The organism is Archangium lansingense, assembly GCF_026626635.1.
In the GTDB taxonomy this organism is placed as follows: Bacteria; Myxococcota; Myxococcia; order Myxococcales; family Myxococcaceae; genus Archangium; species Archangium lansingense.
Genome location: NZ_JAPNKA010000001.1, coordinates 667,347 through 685,474, shown reverse-complemented (window position 1 = coordinate 685,474; position 18,128 = coordinate 667,347). Strand labels below are relative to the sequence as shown.

Here is an 18,128-nt window from a genome sequence, read left to right as displayed (position 1 = left end):
TATGTGGGTTGGCCAACCCCATGGATTCTCCCGAGTCCCGGTTTTCGTGCTCACATGCGCCGGCGGAAGCGGTTGCCGGAGAGCCCCGTGGGAGTCGTAGGAGCCAGAGAGGCGCGCACACCCGCGGAAGCGCCGGACGCCGGGCGTCTGGCCCTGCTCGTCGACGCATCCCACCAGCTCGCCGAGGCCGGCCTGGAGCCCCCCGCCGTCCTCGAGCGCCTGTGCCGGCTGGTGATGCCCCGGCTGTGCTCCGCCTGCCATGTGCGCCTGCTGTCCGCGGACGGCCAACAGCTGGAATCGGCGGCCACGGCCCACACCGAGGCGTGGTCCCACGAGCTGATGGAGCGCCTCGTCTTCGGCCACCGGCGCGCCGACGAGAACCCCTTCGCGGTGGTGCTGCGCACCGGCCGCCCCTACCTCTATACCGCCACGGAGCTGGCGGAGCTGCAGCGCCGGATACCGCCCGAGCACGAGCCTTCCCTGCCCCGGGCCCACTCCGCCCACCTGCTGGTGCTGCCGCTGAGGGGGCGCCAGCTCCCCCTGGGGACGCTCTCCATCTACCGTGAGCCGGAGGCGCCTCCCTTCGACGGCGCCGAGCGGCTGCTGCTCCAGGAGCTGGCGGACCGCGCGGGACTGGCCCTGGACCTGGCCCACGCCTACGAGGCCGAGCGCCGGGCCCGACACGCGGCGGAGGTGGCCGCCAAGCGGCTCGCGCGACTGCAGCGCGTCAGCGTGGCCCTCAGCGAGGCCCTCACTCCCGCCGAGGTGGTGCGCGTCGTCGTCGAGGAGATGGTCTCCGCCATTGGCGCGAACCGGGCCGTCGCCGTCCTCCCACTGGCGGACGAGCCCGAGCAGCTCGAGCTGGTGAGCCACCGGGGACTCAACCCGGAAACCCTGGCGCGCCTGAACCGCTTCCCCACCAGCGCCCCCCTGCCCGTGGCCATGGCGTACCGCACCGGCGAGCCGGTGTGGCTGGAGTCGCACGAGGCGCTCGCCACCTCATTCCCAGAGTCCCTCGTCGCATGGCCAGAGATGACCCAGGCCGCGGCCGCCCTGCCACTGCGGACGCGCGGGCGCCCCCTGGGAGCGATCGCCTTCGGCTTCGACTCCCCCAGGACGTTCGACACCGACGAGCGCGGCCTGATGCTGGACCTGGCACGGCAGAGCGCCCAGGCCCTGGAGCGAGCCTGTCTCTACGAGGCCGAGCAGCAGGCCCGCACCCGCGCCGAACGCGTCGCCGCACGCACCGCCCGCCTGCAGACGCTCAACGCCGCCCTCTCCCAGGTGCTCACCGCCTCCCGGGTGGCGGAGGTGGTCATCGACCAGGGAGTGGCGGCCATCGGCGCCCAGGTGGCGGGCCTGTGGCTGGTGGACGAGTCTGGCGCCCAACTCCGGCTGCTGCACAGTGTGGGGCTGCCGCCGGACGTGACCGGGCCGGTGGAGACCCTGCCCCTGGGACACGGCACTCCCCTGGATGACGCCCTCGAGCGAGGCCACCCGGTATTGCTCGCGTCACATGAGGAGCTCGTCCGCCGCTATCCTCGGATGGAGCCACAGGTGCGCACGCTGGCGTCACCGGCGCTCCCGCTCGCCGTGGCCTGCCTGCCGCTGCGCGTGGATGAGCGCGGACTGGGCGTGCTCGTCTTCGGCTTCCCCGGGGTGCACCGCTTCGACGACGACGAGCGCGTCTTCGTCACGCTGCTGGCCCACTACGCCGCCCAGGCCCTCGAGCGTGCCCGGCTGTACGCCCAGGAGCGCAGTGCCCGCGAGGCGCTGCACGACGCCCACCACACGCTCCAGGCCATCATCCAGTCCTCGCCCACCGCCATCAACCTGCTGGAGCTGGATGGAACGGTGCGCCTGTGGAACCCCGCCGCCGAGCGCATCTTCGGTTGGAAGGCCGAGGAGGTGCTCGGCCGACTCCCCCCCGTGGTGCCCGCGGACAGGCGAGAGGAGTTGCACGACAACCTGGCGCGCATTGCCCGCGGCGAATCCATCCTCGGCCAGGAGACGCGCCGTCAGCGCCGCGATGGCACCCCCATCGACGTGTCCTTGTGGTCCACCGCGCTGCAGGTGGCCGGAGGCCGACGGCTGTGCCTCGCCGTGGTGGCGGACGTGACCGAGCGCAGGCGCGCCGAGGAGGCCCTGCGCTTCCTCGCGGAGGCCGGTACCGTGCTGGCCAGCTCGCTGGAGTACGAGGTGACGCTGGAGCGCGTGGCGCACCTGGCCATCCCCGCGTACGCGGACAGCTGCTCCGTGTACCTGCGCGGCGGAGACGGCTTGGTGAGCTGCGTGGCCACCACCCGTGCTGGAGAGCAGCGGGAGCTGCCCCAGGAGCTGGGAGCACCGGCACTGGGGGAGTCCACTGTCTCGCGCGTCATCACCTCGGGACAGCCGGAGCTGTGCGCGGACCGCGGCCACCTGGCGCCCGCTCCGTGCGGGGAGTCCGCGTTGCCCGGTGAGCGAGCGGCGCGCGCCTACCTGTGCGTGCCCCTGTTGGTGCGTGGCCAGTCCATTGGCGCACTGGCCTTCGTCTCCTCGCGGCACAGCTACGACGCACAGCACCTGACGCTCGCGCAGGAGCTGGCCCGGCACGCCGCTCTGGCCATCGACAACGCCCGCCTCTACCGCGAGGCCCGCGACGCCATCCGCCTGCGCGAGGAGTTCCTCTCCATTGCCAGCCACGAGCTGCGCACGCCCATCACCGCCATCCAACTGCACGTGCAGGAGCTGCTGAGGCACCTCGCCCGAGGCCCCGAGGGGATTGCCCCGGAGCGTCTGCGCCGCGGCCTCGAGGTGATGGACCGGCAGGTGAAGCGGCAGCTGCACCTGGTGAACGACTTGCTGGATGTGTCTCGGCTGGGGGTGGGCCAGCTCGTGCTGCGACCGGAGGCGATGGACCTTGCCGCCCTGGTGCGCGAGGTGGCCGAGCGCTTCGAGCCAGAGCTGGCTCGCACCGGCTCGCGCCTCACCCTGCACGCTCCGGCTTCGGTGCCCGGTAGCTGGGACCGGCTCCGGCTGGAGCAGGTGGTGACCAACCTTGTCTCCAACGCGGTGAAGTATGGACAGGGCAACCCCATCGAGCTTCGCGTGGAAGCCGGGGAGGAGCGTGCCCGGCTGGCGGTGAGCGACGCGGGCATCGGCATCGCCCCCGAGCACCTGGAGCGCGTCTTCGGCCGCTTCGAGCGCGCCGTGTCCGAGCGCCACTACGGGGGTTTCGGCCTGGGGCTGTGGATCGCCCGGCAGATCATCGAGACCATGGGCGGACACATCGGTGTGAGCAGCCAGCTGGGCGTGGGCTCCACCTTCCGCGTGGAGCTGCCCCGCGAGTCGCGTTGAGGCGGAGGGCAACCAGCCAGCCGAGCCACCGGGACGGCCTGGAATCGGCGAGACATTCCCTTTCAGGACTCTCCATCCAGGGCGGACCTGCTTCCTGAAAGGACAACCCATGGACGGGAGATCTCAGCTACACGTGAGCACGTTCAACAAACTGCTCGCCGTGCTGGTCATCATTGGCGCCATCACCTGGGGGCTCATCGGCCTCTTCGATTGGAACCTGGTGGCGGCCCTCTTCGGAGGAGAGGTGCAGCCAGAGAAGGCGAGCAGCGTCAGCCAGCTCATCTACATCCTGGTGGGTCTGGCCGGAGTGGCGTTCGCTTTCACCTTCCCGTGGAGGAGCCGACAGACGGGTCCCCGCCGGGAAATCCATTCCTGAAGGGCCGCGGAGCCCTCTGGTAGCGTGAAGCCCCCAACGACTGCCAGAGGAGCGCCATGAAGGAATACAAAGCCAGCACGACCATTCATGCACCCCCCGAGAAGATCTGGACGATCCTCACCGACGGAGCGTCCTGGCCTCAGTGGGATCCCTCCTGCGAGAAGATCGAGGGCCGCATCGCGCCCGGCGAGAAGCTCAAGGCGTTCACCAAGCTGAGCCCGGGCCGGGCATTTCCGGTGAAGGTGTCGGAGTTCGTGCCCAACCAGAAGATGACCTGGTCGGGGGGCATGCCGCTCGGGCTCTTCAAGGGAGTCCGCACGTTCACGCTGACGCCCAAGGGCGACAAGGTCGAGTTCACGCTGCACGAGGTGTTCAGCGGCCCCATGCTCGTTCTGCTCGGCGGCTCGATTCCCGACATGAGCGACGCCTTCCAGAAGTTCGTGGAAGGGCTGAAGCGCCGCGCCGAGGCCTGAGCGGAGTACGCCCCCTACGGCTGCACGTCGTCGAAGCTCTGGGCCACCGGATGGGGGCCCGGGTCCACCGTGGGACCCTCGCCGCGAGTCAGACAGCCGGTGCGCAGACCCACTGCCGCGGCCGCATCCAGTTCCTCCCTCACATCCGAGAGGAAGAGCACCTGCGCCGCGGGCAGCCCCAGCTCGCGGACGATGGCCGCATACGAGGCGGTCTCCCGCTTCCCACCCACGCCCGTATCGAAATAGCCGCTGAACAGGGGCGTCAGGTCGCCGAAGCGCGTGTGACCGAAGAGCAGCTTCTGCGCATACACCGAGCCCGAGGAATAGACATACAGCCGCAGTCCCCGCTCCCGCCACTCGCGCAGCCGGCGGGGCACGTCCTCGTAGACGTGGCCCTGGAAGTCGCCCTGGCGGTAGCCCGCCTCCCACAGCAGTCCCTGCAGACCCTTGAGAGGACCCAGCTTGCGGTCCTCTTCAATCCACCGCAGCAGCGTGGCCACCAACTGCTCGTCATCCAGCGCCCCGCCGGCCACCTGGCGGGCCTCGTCCAACAGCCGGCGCACCTCGGGTTGCTGTCCGTGCACGCGCACGAAGCCGGGAAGCTGGCGCGCCGAATAGGGAAAGAGCACCTCCTTCACGAAGGACAGGCTGGAGGTAGTGCCCTCGATGTCGGTGACGATGGCCTGGACCATGCCGTTACTCGAACCGGGGGAAGCGCGAGGCGATGTCGTTGCCGGTGTGGTGAGCCACCCAGCCCTCGGTGTTGGTGAAGAGGCGGATGGCCGTGAAGCTCGGCTGGGGCCCCATGTCGAACCAGTGCGGCGTCCCATCCGGCACGCCAATGAGGTCGCCCTTCTCGCACAGCACGTTGAAGACGCGGCCCGCCTTGTGGATGGTGAACAGGCCCTGGCCCTCGACGAAGAAACGCACCTCGTCCTCGGTGTGCGTGTGCTCGTTGAGGAACTTGTTGCGCAGCGCCACCTTGTCCGGGTGGGTCGGCACCATGCTCAGCACGTCCGCCGTCTTGAAGCCCCGCTCCTTCTTCAGCCGCTCCACCGAGTCCTGATAGGCCTCGAGAATCTCCGCCTGGCTCGCCCCGGGCTTCAGCGGCTGGCGCGCCTCCCAGCGCTCGAAGCGGATGCCCACCGCGTCCAGCTCGCGCTGGATGGTCTCGAAGTCCCGCGTGTCCACCTTCGCGCGAGACGCATCTCCCTCGTCGAACACCTTCAGCTCGCTCATCGCTTCAGTCTCCTCATCTCCAGCTCACACTCGAACAGGAACTCGAACGCCTCGATGTGCCGCCGGGCATCCGCCACCGTGCGCCCCCAGGTGTACAGCCCGTGGCCCTCGATGAGATAGCCGGGCAGACCGGGGTGCTCGCGCATGTACTCCTCCACGCGCGCCGCGAGCCGGGGGATGTCCTGGTCGTTCGGGAAGACAGGCACCTCCAGGCGCGTCTCATGCGTCTCCACGCCGGGCAGCGCCTTGAGCACCTCGTACCCCTCGAGCACCACTCCCCCGGGGCTCAGCCTCGACAACAGCGTGGAGCCGCGCGAGTGCGTGTGCAGCACCGAGCCAATGGAAGGCTCATGCCGATAGAGCTGCAGGTGCAGCCCCGTCTCCGCCGAGGGCTTTCGGCCCGGGGAGAGCACCTCGCCCCCCTGCCCCATCACCAGGAAGCCATCCGCATCCAACTCGCCCTTGTGGCGGCCGGAGGCGGTGATGACGAGGTGGTTCTCGTCCAGACGCGCCGAGAAGTTGCCCGCCGTGGCCGGCACCCAGCCGCGCTCGAAGAAGAGACGGCCGGCGCGGATCAGCTCCTCGGTCCGGGCGCTGAGGTCCTCTGTACGGTACATGACGGAGCAGTCTACACCGACTCCGTCACGAGCGTGTGCCCTCTCCCGCTCCTACTTGATGGAGCCGGTGGACGTGCCGGCAGGCGAGCCCAGGTGCTTCTCCAGGAAGAGGAAGGTGGCCATGGTGATGGTGTCCTTGTTGGGCTTCTTCCCGAAGCCGTGGCCCTCGTCGAGCGCGAGCATGTACCAGACGTCCGCGCCCCGGGCGCGCACCGCCTTGACGATCTGCTCCGCCTCGGACTGGGGCACGCGCGGGTCATTGGCGCCCTGCTGCACGAAGAGCGCGGCCTTGATGCGCTCCACGGAGTTGAGGGGCGAGATGCGCTCCTGCACCTTGCGCACCTCGGGGTCGCGCTCGTCGCCGTACTCGGCGCGGCGCAGGTCGCGGCGGTAGGCCTGGGTGTTCTGCAGGAAGGTGGGCAGCGAGGAGATGCCCACCACGTCCACCGCGGCCTTGAAGCGCTCGGGGAAGAAGGTGGCGCTGGCAAGCACCATGTAGCCCCCGTAGGAGCCGCCGTACACGCCCACGCGCGAGGCGTCCAGCTCCGAGCGCGAGGCGATGTAGTCGAGCGTGGCGCCAATATCCGCGAGGCTCTGCTCGCGCTTCACCCCATCATCCATGGCGCGGAACGCCTTGCCATAACCATCCGAGCCCCGCACGTTGGGCACCAGCACCGCCATGCCCATCTCCACCGCGAGGTACTGGGTGAAGGTACTCAAGTACGGCCGGCTCTGCCCCTCGGGGCCACCGTGGAAGATGGTGACCACGGGCACCTTGCCCTTGCGCTCGCGCGGCAGGTAGAGGAACGCGGGCACCTCCACCCCGTCCTTGGACTTGTAGCGCACCAGCTCGGGCTCCACGAAGGTGTCCGTGTCCAGGCCGCCCACCTCCGAGCGCGTCCAGCGGGTGCTCTTCTTCGTGCGCAGGTCGAGCAGGTACACGTCCACGGGCGACTTCGAGGTGCTGATTCCATAGAAGAGCACGTCCGAGCGCCCGCGCGGGAAGCCGAACCTCGCCATCACGCCCCGGGGCAGCTCCACCGGGGTCAGCGAGCCACGCTTCGTGTCCAGGAGGTACAGCCGGCTGTAACCGTCCTCGTTCGTGTTCACGGCGAGCGTCTTGCCATCATCCGAGAGCGCAATGCCCTCCACGTTCCAGCGAATGGACTTCGTGAGGGACGGAGGCGCGGAGGTGTAGGGCACCTTGTCGAGCTCCAGCTTGTAGAGCTCGGAGAAGTCGCTGTAGCGGTCGGTGACGACATAGGCGCTCTTGCCATCCGGCGTGAGGACGGCGCCGTCGAGGCTGCCCTTGCCCTCCTTCGGGGTGAGCTGGCGGCGCTCGCCCGTCTTCACGTCCACCACGTGCAGATCGGAGTCATCCGCGGCGCGGTACTGGGTGATGAGCAGCCGGGAGCCGTCGCGCGAGAAGTCGCCGGGGTACCAGGTGCCCTCGGACTCGGTGAGACGGCGGGCCTGCTTCGGGTTCTCCGTGGGAGCCAGGTAGACGTCGGTGTCCTTGCCGTTACGGCCGGTGCCACTGTAGGCGAGCCAACGCCCATCCTCCGAGATCGAGAGCACCTCGTGGCGGCTCTTGCCGTCGGTGAGCAGCTCGGAGCGGCCGTTGCGCCGGTCGAGCCGGTACACCTGGAAGAACTCACCGCCGCCCACGTCCTGCATGAAGAAGACGGTGTTCGGGTCGTTGGGATGGAAGCTGGCGGTGTTGATGGGCTCCGGCGTGAAGGTGAGCTGAAAGCGAGCGCCCATGGGCTGCTCCACCACGTGGAGCTGGTTGGTGTCCGCGAAGCGGGTGGAGATGAGCACCTGCTTGCCGTCCCGGCTCACGTCCATCAAGTTCGCCGAGCGCGCCTCGAGGTACTGAAGGACGCGCTTGCGCAGCTCGGGAGGAATCTCGGGCACGCCACTGGCGAGCAGGTTGGGCTGGCCGGGCAGCGGGGCAATACCTTGAACCGTGGAGGGCGACTGAGCGGCGGGCTTCTGCGCAGGCTGGGCAAGCGCCTCGGGAGTACCCGTCAGCAGCGACACGAGCAGGGGGGTGAGGGTTCGGAGGGTCATTGTGCGCGAACCCTAACAGTCGAATGGAAGGCACGTGAACCCAACCGCTTGACGCTGTATTTCCCTGCTGTTCACCAGTCTGTCATCTCTGGTTGCTACGTCCTCGGCCGCTCACGACGTACACGTCACGAACCCGGAGATCCCCTCTGCTCTCGAATGCAAACCGCCGTCATCCGCTTCGCTTCTCCTTCCACCACGTCCTCCGCTCGTCCGCGCTCGCGGCGGCGTTCGCCTTTTCCATGACCGGCTGCACCAACCTCTCGGCCCCACTCGTCGACAAGGTGCTCGTGGTCGGCCATCGCGGTGCCAGCGCGCTGCGGCCGGAGCACACCCTGGCCAGCTACCGCAAGGCCGTCGAGGACGGCGCGGACATCATCGAGCCGGACCTGGTCTCCACGAAGGACGGCGTGCTCGTGGCCCGTCACGAGAACGAGATCTCCGGCACCACCAACGTGTCGGAGGTGGCGAAGTTCGCGGACCGAAAGACAACGAAGACGATCGACGGCGTCCAGTACACCGGCTGGTTCACCGAGGACTTCACGCTGGCCGAGCTCAAGGAACTGCGTGCTCGCGAGCGCATCCCCCAGGCCCGCCCGAGCAACAAGTCGTTCAATGACCAGTTCGAGATTCCCACGCTCGCCGAGGTCATCGCCCTGGCCCAGGAGCTGTCGGCCAGCACCGGCCGCACCATCCACCTCTACCCGGAGACCAAGCACCCGACGTACTTCCAGTCCGTGAACCTGGCGATGGAGGACCGGCTCGTCGAGACGCTGCGCGCCAACGAGTTCTCCGAGAGCAAGGCCACCGTCTACATCCAGTCCTTCGAGGTGGCCAACCTCAAGGCCCTGCACCAGAAGCTCGGCGGCTCGCAGCCGAACTGGAAGCTGGTGCAGCTCATGGATGCCCGGGACAAGAAGCCCTACGACTTCGTCGTCGCCGGTGACTCGCGCACCTACAACGAGCTGATGACCGAGGCGGGCATGAAGGAGGTCGCCACCTACGCCAAGGGTGTCGGGCCCTACAAGCTGACGATCATCAACGTGGACAGCTCCGGCAACTTCGAGAAGCCGACGGACCTCGTGCGCAACGCCCATGCGGCCGGCCTGCTGGTCTTCCCGTACACCTTCCGGCCGGAGAATGCCTTCCTGCCCGCGCCGCTCAAGGCGCAGGGTGACGACGCCACGCGCAATCCCTCCGGCTCGGTGACGGAGATTCAGAAGTACCTCGAGACCGGTATCGACGGATTCTTCACCGACGACCCCGCGGTGGGCCGTCAGGCGGTGGATACCTTCAAGCGCTGAGGTCTCCACGGCGGCAGACAGGAGGCTACCCTCGCGTCTCATCTCGACTCGGGGGCCCACTGCCCGAAGCCCGAACCCTTTCGCGTTGGATGACAGCCCTGGCCCTCGCGTCCTGAAGCTGGCGAAGCCGGAACTCGACCGGGTCTGCCCGCGCCGCATGGGCCAGCTCGTCCATGAAGGACTCGATGGCGAACACGTTGCCGTAGGCGCCGAGGCCACGGTGTAGTTCGGCGGTCCGCTGTTCCTCGGGACCGGCATGGGAAAGGGCTGGGCCAATGAGCGGCCCGCCAGCAGGTTGCCAGGGTCTCCGCCCGGCCGTGTGCCATGGGGAGTCGACCAAAGCTCATAGGACCAATCGAGCACGTCGCCCTTCTCATCCACGCGGACATGGCGCGCAGAGTGCGGCAGTTGCTCGACCAGCGCCGGCGGGCTCGGGAGCAGGTGGAGCGCCGCCCGTCATGACGGCCTTCGCCACCGGACGAGCACACACCCCACGGTGAGTCCGGCAAGCGCCCCCGTCACCGTGGGCCAGAAGGCCCACCACACCTGCGCCTCCAGCGCTCCCATGTCCTGGAAGCGCGACAGCCGCAGCGCGAGTCCCAGAAGCGCCCCGACCGCCATGGGCAGCAGCACGCGGAGGCAGTCGGCCCAGGAGCCCCCAGGCACCGGCTCCAGGTACCGGTAGCGGCGCGCCATGTACCCGAGCACCACGAGCGAGCCCACCAGCGAGGACGTGTGCTGGAGGACACGGGCCAGAGGAAGCTCCCTGCTCCCCACCGGGACGCGGACGTCCGGGTAGAGCACGTCCGCGGGCCACATGCCGTGGTGGGTGAAGCCATCCCAGAGGAGATGGGTGGTGGCTCCGAGCACCAGCGCCGCCACCGTGGCCCACCAGGCGAGCGGCGTGCGCGGCAGGCCCTCGGTGCGCGCGAAGCGGCCCCATTGCACCCCCGCTACCTCGGGCAGGGCGAGCCTCAGCGCAGGCAGGATGAGCGCCTCCAGCCATACCAGCACGGCGAGCCCCACGGGCACGCAGAAGAGGATGAAGCCGGGAAACTCGTGCGCGTAGTCCCCCAGCCTGCGCACCGCGTACAGGTAGGAGAGGTCCGGCGCACAGGCTCCAACGACAAGCGCAGTGGGTAGCACTCCCCTCCGGGACAGCCGGAAGAATGGGAGCACCGCGGCGGCATGAGCTGGCAGGGTAACGGGCACGGTGTACGCCGCCATCCGTAGTCATTCGCGGGCTCGGGGTGAAGCCCCGGGTGTCACGGTTCCGAGAGTGGGGGGCACGAGTGGGGAACTCTGGACACGAGATACCCTCACCCCGACCCTCTCCCGAGGGGAGAGGGAGAGGAGGTTGTTAGAGGGTGACTTGGGTGACTTGGATGCTCAGGCGGCGTCCGTCTGAGTCGAAGGGAGAGGCTCACCTTCTGGCTTCCAGGGCCACGCCAGCGGGGCGATTCGTGCGTAGAGCAGGAAGAGTGACTCTCCGTCCGCGTACTCCTCGCATACGCGGCTCGCCTCGCTCAGCAGCAGTCCCGGCGACAGCACCCGGCCGGATTTGCGCAGCGCGGGTCTCAGCTCCTCCGGCACCGCCGCCAGGATGCCCTCCTTGTTGAGCCGCTCGTCGTTCGCCTCCGCGCACAGGTCCAGGTGCCGCCTCAGCTCGGCCTTCAGCCTCGCGTCGTACCCGAAGACGTAGGAGCACATCTGGAACAGCTCCGAGCCTGCCTCCGTCATCAGGTCCGACTGCTCGCGTGCGAAGCCCGGCTCGCCCGCTGCCCGCCACAGGCAGTCCCACTGCGCCTGCGATGCGTGCCGCGCGTACAGCGCCCGCGCCGTGAGGTAGCTCTGCATCGAGTCATGGAAGAAGCGCACGTGCGTGGGCACCGGCCCCGGCCTCGCGTCCGCTGACACCAGCAGCCCCGCGTCCAGCAGCCGCCTCAGCTTCGACTCATCCGGGCTGTCGCGGAACACGATGAGCCGGCTGCGGTGCTCCCAATAGCTGCCCAGGCACAGCGCCTCCGCGAACGTCAGCATCTCCGAGGTCGCCGCGTCGTCCGGCTCCTGCTTCAACAGCCCCGCGAACACGGCCCGGTAGAGGTTGATGACGCTGTCCACCCCTCCCGCGCCGAAGCGCAGCGCCAGGCGCACCAGGATGGGCACATACGTCCCGTCCGCCGCACGCCCCCGGCAGATACGCTGGAGAGACTCGGAGAGCGGCACCGGCTTGCCGTCCGGGCCCGGGTACGCCGCCTGGAAGCGCTCCAGCCCCGCCGCATCCAGCCGCTTGGGCTCCACCGCCATCCAGCGCAGCGCGTGCGCCATCGCCGTCCGGTAGGCCTCGTTGGGCCGCGCCGACAACAGCACTGGCGCGTGCAGCCCCATCTCCCGCTCCAGGTAGCGGCGCAGCGCCTCCGGCTCCAGCTTCGACTCGGTGAGGCCGTCCAGCACCAGGAAGAAGTCCCCCGACTCCAGCAGCGCGTCCCTCAGCCCCTCTGGCAGCCCCAGGTCCTGGAGTGCCTCCTTCGCGGCCGTCTCCAGGTCCTCCGCCGCCGGGTCGATGAACACGGGCAGCGGCGAGGACGGCTGCTTCTCGAAGTGCTCCAGCGACAGCCGCACCAGCCGCCTCAAGAGAGCGCTCTTTCCCCGGCCTCCTGCGCATTGAATGAGCAAGTGCGCGCGCTCGCGCGTGAGCAATCCGCACAGCTCCTCGGCCGTGCGCTCCGAGGGCGAGGGCGGCACTCCGGGCCCCGCGTACTCGGTGACGTGCGAGGAGAGCTCCACGAACACCTCACCGTTGGCCTGGGCCGAGGCCACATCCACTCGGCGGCGAACCTGCCGAACATGTGCGGCGAAGAAGCGGCGTCGGAAGGCCGGCCAGCGCAGCAACGGCGCGGCGGCCCAGGAGAACGGATGGGTGAAGACGAGCCGGCGAAACACAGCCGGCGACACCAGTCCCAGCCCCGCGCACAGCACCAGCTCGGCGCACGTCACGGCCAGTACCGAGGGCAGGTGGATGCGCAGCTCACCCAACAGCCCCAGTAGCTCGCCACCGCCCGCCCCCACGCCGGTGACGACATAGCCGGCGAGCGGCAACCACCTGCGAGGCGCAGCCGAAGGACGCAACAGCACCATGGGCAACAGCAGCAGCAATGTCACCGCGAGGCATGCCAGCACGGTGCGAACCCAGACGCGGTCGAGCAACGGCACGCCGAAGGGCACATGTTGGAAGGTGGCGGTGAGGCGGGTGCCGTTCTCCACCTCGTGCGACACCACGGCGCGGTAGCTCTGCTCCGCGCTTCCCGGCGGCGCGGTCCACTGGAAGAGCAAGTCGGCCGGCTCCGCGAGACGCCGCTCCCCCTTCCCCGCCAGCTCTCCCTTGCCGTCCTCCGCGCGCAGCTCGAGCCGCAGCGAGCGTCCCGCCTTCGTCGCCTGCGCGAGCCCGGGCCAGTCGAGCTCCAGCGACTCCAGCGGCGCACCCGCCTCCAGCCGGCCCTCTACCTGGACCTTGCCCTTCGCGTCGCGCTCGAGGCTGGCACCGCCCGCGAAGCCCACCCGCACACGCCCCACCTCCGAGGCCGGTCCGTACAAGTAGCCCCTCGGGATGCCCGTCACCCAGGCGCGGCCGGTGCCCCGAATGGGGAACACGTCGTTCAACCCCGCGCCCTCGAGCACTTGCGTGGCCTGGAGCCCGCCCGGCCCGAGCGTGAGACGGTGAAGCCGCGTCCCACCGTCCGACAGCAACCAGCCCCCGTGCTCGTCCATCCCCATCAAGCGAGGCTCGTGAAAGCCCCTCACCGATTGGTCGCCCGAGGTGATGACCCGCCCCTTCACGGACAGCAGGCGAACTCCACCGTCCCCCGTCACCACCCAGGCGCGCTCCGCCGACAGCGGAAAGAGTTGGACCCGGCCCAGCCCCTCCGCGTCCGCGCTGCGCGCCACCTCTTCTCCGCCCTCTCCCAGCAGGTAGATGCGCTGCTCGTCACTCACCCAGAGGTGCCCGTCCGGCGAGCGCTCCACGAAGGGCCTTCCCTCCAACTGCACGCCCGGGCCGACCACCTTCCCGTCGAGCCCCACGAGCTTCAACTCCCACGACATACCGGAAGGGGTCCGCAACGCCCAGACGAAGTTGGCATCGCGGTGGGCGAAGATCCGCCAGACGCCGGTGCCGGCGAGCAGCGGCGTCGCCACGGTCCTCACCCCCTCGCGGCTCGCGAGGAAGAACCCTATCCCGCCCCCCCCGGACTGATCCGCGAGCACCCAGGCCTGGTGGGGCTGCCGGGTGGGGAGCAGCGCCCCCACGTTATGCACGGGCAGGGGCCGCGAGTTGGGCGAAGTGCCCACCTGCGGGTCCACGTGGAAGAGGCCCTGGTCCAGCACCAACCAGCCCTGCCGCCCCTCCGCCACGGGCAGCATCTCGCGTGCGGTGATCCATCCCGGCCCGGAGGTGGTGAGGTTCACCGACTTCACGTCGCCAGCGGCGTCGATGCTCTGCAGCCGCTGCAGGTTGAAATTGGAGACCACCCAGAGCCGCTCGCGCCCCTCGGACGGCACGAACCTCAACTCCTGCGAGGACACCACGCGCTGCCGGAGGAGCTTCTGGTGGTCCACCAGGTAGAGCGCACTGCCCGACATGTAGGACGACGGTAACCGCACGAAGACCCACGCCCGCTCGGGATTCGCGGTGGGAACCACCTGCTCCACCCGCATGTCCTCGTCCCCGAAGCCCTCGATGGCGTGCTCACGACCCGCCTCGTCCACCAGCCATAGACCGACCCGGCCCGGAGACCATGACCAGGCGTGGTGGCCATGCGAGCACGGCGCCATCCGGCTGCCGTTCGCGAGGGGTTGCAGCCAATAGCCCTCCACCCGGGCCTCGACAGGCGGTGGTGGGGCTTCGCTCCGGGCACAACCCGCCACGCTCCCCAGCAGCAGGAGCACGGCGCTCAGGAGAAACAGTCCCAGAGGGAGCGAACTCCGCCGGAAGGACCAGGCACGGGAGGAAGTCGTCATGGAGAGGGCCCGCGGAGACGACGCGGTGCAGCGCCATTGTGGCACAAGTGCCCCGCCTTCAAGGTGCGCCTGCCCGCCAGGGCGCCTGCCGACCCTCCCGCCCGGTGTGCCCCGCGGAAAAACCGGCGACTGGGAAGCAGGGTGCCCTGCGGCTCCACCCGGAAGCCTCGGGACCCGACAGTCGTGCACCTCAGGTGCGCGCCATTCGACACGGCATTGCCCCACGGGACGACGGAGCGACAGGGACTGAACGATGCACCCCCGGTCCGTCCGACCCATCTTCCCTCCACGTTACGTCCAGGAGACCTGTGTATGCGGCTTGTCGTTTCCCTGATGTGTCTTGGCCTGCTGACCGCGAACGGAGTCGCGAAGGCGCAGACAGCGCCAGCTCCGGCCCCTGCTTCGCCACAGTCCGCACCCACCACGCAGACACCGCCGCCGCCAAGCACCACCCAGCCGGCCTCGCCCGCCGTCCAGACACCACCTCCACCTCCGGCCGCCGCACAGCAGCCCGCCCCCGTGGCTCAGCCACCGCCCCCGCCTCCGCCTCCCGCGGCGCAGCCGGCACCTCCTCCCCCTCCGCCTCCCGCGGCGGCTCAGCCGGCGCCGCCCCCGCCGCAACCACCCGAGGCCCAGGGTCCCGCGGAGACTCCCCCCGAGCGAGCAACGCGCTACAGCCGCTTCTCCGCTGGCTCCGGCGGCATGCTGCTCGTCTTCACCGAGCTGCTCAGCGGCGTGGTGACGGGCGGCATCCTCGGCAACACCTTCGAGTCGGAGAACGGGGACTACGTGGGCGCGGTGCTCGGAGGCCTGACGCTCGGCACGGCCGCGGCCGTGTACCAGTACTACGTCCCGGTGGAGCGCAACGAATCGCTGCTCGCCGCAGGTGGAGCCGCATTGGGTTTCCTCGCCGGCTTCGGCTACGGCAGCGAGCAGGGACTCAGCTCGCGAGACCGCGCCATCGCCGCGCTGCTCACCACGCAGGCCGGCATCATCGGCACGCTGGCGGCCACGGCGATGCCCGGTGATGTCAGCGATGGGGATGCCTCTCTCGTGGGGATGGGCGCCCTCTACGCCTTCGTGCTCACCGGGCTCGTGCAGGCCACGGTGTTGCTCGCGGAAGAGGGAGACCAGGACCCGAACCTCACGCCGACGCTGGTGGCGCCCGTGCTCGGCATGGCGGTGGGAGGACTGTTGGCGGTGCCCTTCGAGCTCTCGGCGGTGCGCGTCTTCAAGCTCACGGTGCTGCCACTGGGCGTGGGAGCGGTACTGCTACTGGTGGGCACAGCGCTCGCGGATGGCCCGGCCATCCCCTTGTCAGCCATCGGCGGCATCGCGGCCACCTTCGTCATCACGGCGCTGGCCACCACGGAGGAGCCGACGCCCTATCCGCCCACGTCGCCGGGCCTGCGGAACCAATCGTCCGAGTCCTTCCGGGTCGTCCCCGTGCCGGTGCTGATGCGCACGGGCCGGCGCAGCGAGTCCCTCACGGCGGGCCCGGGCATCCTGATGCGCTTCTGATCCGTCACCCTCAGGGGCGAGCCTTGAGCAACCGAGTGAGCTCTCGGTCCAGCGTGGCGGCGAACTGCTGGCGGTCCTGGGCGGAGAAACCACTGGGGCCGCCCGTCATCACGCCGCTCTCGCGCAGTTCCTGCATGAAGTTCCGCACCGAGAGGCGCTCGGCGATGTTCTCCTCGCTGAAGAGCTCACCGCGGGGGTCGAGCACCACCACGCCCTTGGGGACGAGCAGCGCGGCGAGGGGAATGTCCTGAGTGACGGCGAGGTCGCCCGCCTGGGCCGAGGCAGCGATATGACCATCCGCCACATCGAGCCCCGCGCCCACCTGCACGGTGGAGACGAGCTCTGAGCGAGGCAGGGTGAGGCGCTTGTTGGCCACGAAGACGGTGGGGATGTGCAGGCGCTGCGAGGCGCGCAGGAGGATGTCCCGCACCGGCCCCGGACACGCATCGGCGTCGACCCAGATCTTCATACAGGCTCAGCCCTCGACGTTGCGCAGGAAGTCGGCCACCTCGGCGAACCGATTATCAAGGAAGCGGCGCAGGTTGCCGGTGACCCCGCGAGCGTCCATCGCCCGCTGCATGCTGCGCAGCCAGGCATCGCGCTGGGCAGTGTCCACGGGCACATGACCGTGACGCATGCGCAGACGCGGGTGGCCGTGCTTCTCCATGTAGTGCTGGGGCCCGCCGAGCCAGCCGATGAGGAAGAGGCCAAAGCGCTCGCGCATGCCACGAGACACCTTGCCGTGCTCATCCAGCTCGTGCAGACGGGCGAGCGCTGGCTCGTTCGCATCCATGGCGTCGTAGAAGGCCTCGGCCAGGGCCTGCACGCCCGCCTCACCGCCCAGGCGGTGGAAGGGCATGTCCTCCATGGAGGGGACCCAGTTGTCGTCGGTGCTAGGAAGGTTCAGCCCGATGGGCTTCATCTCGGTGGACATATCGGTGTTCAACCCCGTGCCCATGTGCGCCATTTCTGGGCCCTATGCAACCCCTGGATGCGACTCACTCCTCGGAGTAGCCGCCGAAGATGAAGCCTAGCGCGCCCCCATCTCGAGCTGCGGGGCGGGAGCATTGCTCCCAATGGCGTTGCCGCCCACGGCTGCCTGGGCGGAGGGAGAAACGGAGAACTGAAAGCGGCCCGGGTCCAGGGTCCGAGCCATCCCCGTCGACGCGCAGCCCGACAGCACCACACCACCCAGCCACACCGCGAGCAGCAGCGAGGTCCTTTTCATGCGCGGATTATCAACACAGGCCGCATGGAAGCGGACAGACACCCACCGTCAAGCGGTGTCCGCGGCCCAGCGCTTGGGGCGCGTCTTCATTGAGGTGAGCCCCAGAGAGTCACACAGCGCGAGGAAGCGCGCCCGAGGGACGCCAGCCCAAGCCAGGTCCTCCAGCGACTCAGCCAGGGGCGCATTCGTCACCAGGGTGGCCAGCTTGCGGTACAGCAGCGCGTCCTCGCGGTGCTCGCGCAGGGTGGCGGCGAGCTTGTCCGCGCCCCGGGGACGCACACTCCAGGCACTCGCCTCCGCGGGGATGGCCTCCAGGTGGCCGTAGGCGTTGAGCAGTGCGGACGCGCCCTTCTCTCCGAAGCCGGGCAGGCCGGGGATGCCATCCGCGTCGTCGCCCATGAGCGCCAGCAGGTCCGGAATACTCGCCGGGGGCACGCCGAGCTTGGCCCGCACCGCGTCCTCGTCCAGCTCCTTCTGCTGCTTGCGGTCCACCTGAACGACCTTGCGACCGCGCACGCACTGTCCGAGGTCCTTGTCCGGGGTGAGCAGCCGCACCTGCTCCACCTTCCCGGACCAGCGCGCGGTGGCGGTGGCCAGCGCGTCATCCGCCTCGAAGTCCTTCATGGACCAGACGGTGAGCCCGAGCGCCCGCATGGCGTCCTCGGCCAGGTCGAACTGGGCGTGCAGCTCGGGAGGCACGCCGTCGTCGGACTTGTAGCCGGCGAAGAGCTCATTGCGGAACGAGCGGATGGGGTTGTCGAAGGCCAGGGCCACATGCGTCACCGCCTCGCTGGCGTCGTGCAGCAGCGCGAGCATGGAGGAGACGAGGCCCACGGTGGCCTTCACGTCCCGACCATCTGGCGCGGTGGCCCCAGGGCGAGGCGAGAAGTGGGCACGGTAGAGCTCATAGGTACCGTCGACGAGGTGCAGGCGCATGGGTGCTGT

Annotated in this window: 15 protein-coding genes; 5 read left to right on the top strand and 10 right to left on the bottom strand. The window is 69.4% G+C overall.

From position 1 onward, the window contains the following. Positions 1 to 87: 87 nt before the first annotated feature. The 3 genes from OV287_RS02695 to OV287_RS02685 all read left to right on the top strand — a co-directional run bounded on the left by OV287_RS02695 (position 88) and on the right by OV287_RS02685 (position 4,188). Entirely contained in the window at positions 88 to 3,339 is a 3,252-nt protein-coding gene (locus OV287_RS02695; RefSeq protein WP_267532389.1) for a GAF domain-containing protein, read from the top strand. Positions 3,340 to 3,472: 133 nt separating this feature from the next. After that, entirely contained in the window at positions 3,473 to 3,715 is a 243-nt protein-coding gene (locus tag OV287_RS02690) for a DUF378 domain-containing protein (RefSeq protein WP_267532388.1), read from the top strand. 56 nt (positions 3,716 to 3,771) lie between these two features. Beyond that, the gene (locus OV287_RS02685) at positions 3,772 to 4,188 is read left to right on the top strand and encodes an SRPBCC domain-containing protein (RefSeq protein WP_267532387.1); all 417 of its coding nucleotides are present in this window, start codon (positions 3,772 to 3,774) and stop codon (positions 4,186 to 4,188) included. Between the two features lie 14 nt (positions 4,189 to 4,202). Here the strand turns inward: OV287_RS02685 and mtnC are convergent, their stop codons facing one another. From mtnC to OV287_RS02665, 4 genes are read right to left on the bottom strand one after another with little or no spacing between them, the layout of a single operon-like run. Further along, positions 4,203 to 4,880: an acireductone synthase gene (gene mtnC / locus OV287_RS02680; RefSeq protein ID WP_267532386.1), complete on the bottom strand. Its 678-nt coding sequence runs from the start codon at positions 4,878 to 4,880 to the stop codon at positions 4,203 to 4,205. Positions 4,881 to 4,884: 4 nt separating this feature from the next. Further along, positions 4,885 to 5,427: a 1,2-dihydroxy-3-keto-5-methylthiopentene dioxygenase gene (locus tag OV287_RS02675; RefSeq protein WP_267532385.1), complete on the bottom strand. Its 543-nt coding sequence runs from the start codon at positions 5,425 to 5,427 to the stop codon at positions 4,885 to 4,887. Continuing rightward, on the bottom strand, positions 5,424 to 6,044 hold the full coding sequence (locus OV287_RS02670; protein WP_267532384.1) for a methylthioribulose 1-phosphate dehydratase: 621 nt from the start codon (positions 6,042 to 6,044) through the stop codon (positions 5,424 to 5,426). Before OV287_RS02670 ends, OV287_RS02675 begins: the two co-directional genes overlap by 4 nt. A 51-nt stretch (positions 6,045 to 6,095) precedes the next feature. Then, positions 6,096 to 8,117, bottom strand: a complete 2,022-nt coding sequence (locus OV287_RS02665) for a S9 family peptidase (RefSeq protein WP_267532383.1) — start codon at positions 8,115 to 8,117, stop codon at positions 6,096 to 6,098. 239 nt (positions 8,118 to 8,356) lie between these two features. Here OV287_RS02665 and OV287_RS02660 point away from each other — a divergent pair, with 239 nt between their 5' ends. Further along, positions 8,357 to 9,418, top strand: a complete 1,062-nt coding sequence (locus tag OV287_RS02660) for a glycerophosphodiester phosphodiesterase (RefSeq protein ID WP_267532382.1) — start codon at positions 8,357 to 8,359, stop codon at positions 9,416 to 9,418. Positions 9,419 to 9,874: 456 nt separating this feature from the next. Here the strand turns inward: OV287_RS02660 and OV287_RS02650 are convergent, their stop codons facing one another. Together OV287_RS02650 and OV287_RS02645 are read right to left on the bottom strand one after the other, a co-directional pair. After that, positions 9,875 to 10,645: a DUF4184 family protein gene (locus OV287_RS02650; protein ID WP_267532381.1), complete on the bottom strand. Its 771-nt coding sequence runs from the start codon at positions 10,643 to 10,645 to the stop codon at positions 9,875 to 9,877. 162 nt (positions 10,646 to 10,807) lie between these two features. Beyond that, on the bottom strand, positions 10,808 to 14,434 hold the full coding sequence (locus OV287_RS02645; protein WP_267532380.1) for a hypothetical protein: 3,627 nt from the start codon (positions 14,432 to 14,434) through the stop codon (positions 10,808 to 10,810). A 312-nt stretch (positions 14,435 to 14,746) separates the two neighbouring features. On the opposite strand from OV287_RS02645, the gene OV287_RS02640 reads away from it, so the two are divergent. Then, positions 14,747 to 15,955: a hypothetical protein gene (locus OV287_RS02640; RefSeq protein ID WP_267532379.1), complete on the top strand. Its 1,209-nt coding sequence runs from the start codon at positions 14,747 to 14,749 to the stop codon at positions 15,953 to 15,955. Positions 15,956 to 15,965: 10 nt separating this feature from the next. On the opposite strand, the gene OV287_RS02635 is transcribed toward OV287_RS02640, so the two are convergent. From OV287_RS02635 to OV287_RS02620, 4 genes are all read right to left on the bottom strand, one after another. After that, positions 15,966 to 16,424, bottom strand: coding sequence for a YaiI/YqxD family protein (locus OV287_RS02635; protein ID WP_267532378.1), 459 nt, complete (start codon positions 16,422 to 16,424; stop codon positions 15,966 to 15,968). Between the two features lie 6 nt (positions 16,425 to 16,430). Next, complete coding sequence (locus OV287_RS02630) at positions 16,431 to 16,889, bottom strand: group II truncated hemoglobin (RefSeq protein WP_308809823.1); 459 nt, start codon at positions 16,887 to 16,889, stop codon at positions 16,431 to 16,433. 96 nt (positions 16,890 to 16,985) lie between these two features. Beyond that, positions 16,986 to 17,183 carry a hypothetical protein gene (locus tag OV287_RS02625; RefSeq protein ID WP_267532377.1) on the bottom strand — a complete coding sequence of 66 codons (198 nt, stop codon included), beginning with the start codon at positions 17,181 to 17,183 and terminating at the stop codon, positions 16,986 to 16,988. Between the two features lie 48 nt (positions 17,184 to 17,231). Continuing rightward, positions 17,232 to 18,119 (bottom strand): 5'-3' exonuclease, encoded by an 888-nt coding sequence (locus OV287_RS02620; protein ID WP_267532376.1) that lies wholly within the window; start codon positions 18,117 to 18,119, stop codon positions 17,232 to 17,234. Positions 18,120 to 18,128 lie beyond the last annotated feature (9 nt).

Bases quoted from the DNA above. Each gene is read 5' to 3' on its own strand.
- OV287_RS02685 (WP_267532387.1), top strand. From the start codon at position 3,772: ATGAAGGAATACAAAGCCAGCACGACCATTCATGCACCCCCCGAGAAG.
- mtnC (WP_267532386.1), bottom strand. From the start codon at position 4,880: ATGGTCCAGGCCATCGTCACCGACATCGAGGGCACTACCTCCAGCCTG.
- OV287_RS02675 (WP_267532385.1), bottom strand. From the start codon at position 5,427: ATGAGCGAGCTGAAGGTGTTCGACGAGGGAGATGCGTCTCGCGCGAAG.
- OV287_RS02670 (WP_267532384.1), bottom strand. From the start codon at position 6,044: ATGTACCGTACAGAGGACCTCAGCGCCCGGACCGAGGAGCTGATCCGC.
- OV287_RS02665 (WP_267532383.1), bottom strand. From the start codon at position 8,117: ATGACCCTCCGAACCCTCACCCCCCTGCTCGTGTCGCTGCTGACGGGT.
- OV287_RS02660 (WP_267532382.1), top strand. From the start codon at position 8,357: ATGACCGGCTGCACCAACCTCTCGGCCCCACTCGTCGACAAGGTGCTC.
- OV287_RS02650 (WP_267532381.1), bottom strand. From the start codon at position 10,645: ATGGCGGCGTACACCGTGCCCGTTACCCTGCCAGCTCATGCCGCCGCG.
- OV287_RS02645 (WP_267532380.1), bottom strand. From the start codon at position 14,434: ATGACGACTTCCTCCCGTGCCTGGTCCTTCCGGCGGAGTTCGCTCCCT.
- OV287_RS02640 (WP_267532379.1), top strand. From the start codon at position 14,747: ATGCGGCTTGTCGTTTCCCTGATGTGTCTTGGCCTGCTGACCGCGAAC.
- OV287_RS02635 (WP_267532378.1), bottom strand. From the start codon at position 16,424: ATGAAGATCTGGGTCGACGCCGATGCGTGTCCGGGGCCGGTGCGGGAC.
- OV287_RS02630 (WP_308809823.1), bottom strand. From the start codon at position 16,889: ATGTCCACCGAGATGAAGCCCATCGGGCTGAACCTTCCTAGCACCGAC.
- OV287_RS02625 (WP_267532377.1), bottom strand. From the start codon at position 17,183: ATGAAAAGGACCTCGCTGCTGCTCGCGGTGTGGCTGGGTGGTGTGGTG.
- OV287_RS02620 (WP_267532376.1), bottom strand. From the start codon at position 18,119: ATGCGCCTGCACCTCGTCGACGGTACCTATGAGCTCTACCGTGCCCAC.